The sequence below is a fragment of the Streptomyces murinus genome, from assembly GCF_002154555.1.
GTDB classification, from domain to species: Bacteria; Actinomycetota; Actinomycetes; order Streptomycetales; family Streptomycetaceae; genus Streptomyces; species Streptomyces murinus.
This window is the reverse complement of the sequence record NZ_MUNF01000893.1, coordinates 1-761: the sequence shown is the minus strand read 5'-3', so window position 1 is coordinate 761 and position 761 is coordinate 1. Positions and strand designations below refer to the sequence as shown.

1 pseudogene is annotated in these 761 nt (G+C 77.9%); it reads left to right on the top strand.

The annotated features are described in order from the left end of the window. Window positions 1–761: pseudogene (locus tag CCN72_RS36355) on the top strand (selenocysteine-specific translation elongation factor); the annotation flags it as partial.

The window sequence follows — 761 nt, the reverse complement described above, 5'->3', positions numbered from 1 at the left end:
CGGCGAGGTGCTCCCCCGACCAGGGCTGGCAGCCCCAGTCGGGGGAGCACCTCGCCGTCCTCGACGCGCTCGGCGTCCGGCACGCCGTCCTCGCGGTGACCCGGAGCGACCTCGCCGACCCCGAACCGGTGCGCGCCGACGCCGTGGCACGACTGGCGGACACCTCCCTCGGCAAGGTGGCATCGGTCGCGGTGAGCGCCGTCACCGGCACGGGACTCGACGGACTGCGCACCGAACTCGCCCGACTGGCGGGGGAGTTGCCAGCGCCCGATCCGGACGCCGACGTACGCCTGTGGCTGGACCGGGCGTTCACCGTCCGCGGTCATGGCACCGTGGTGACCGGCACGCTCGGCGCGGGCACCCTGCGCGTCGGCGACCGGCTGGCCACCGGGGACGGCCCGGCGGTGCTGCGGGTGCGCGGGCTCCAGAGCCTGCACGAGGACCGGGCGGCCGTCAGCGGGGTGGCCCGAGTCGCGGTCAATGTGCACGGGCCAGGAGACACCGGACTGCGCCGGGGCCAGGTGCTGCTGAGCCCCGGCCGCTGGCGGGCCACCGAGATGCTCGACGCGCGGATCGACGGCGAGCCGGTGGCCGAACTGCCCCGCCAGGTCACCCTGCACCTCGGGACCGCCGCCGTGCCCGTCACCGTCCGCCCGCTCGGCACCGACACCGCCCGGCTCATCCTCGCCCGCCCGCTGCCCCTGCGGATCGGCGACCGCGCGGTGCTGCGCGCGCCCGGCGGCGGCCGGCCGCCCCGAGGG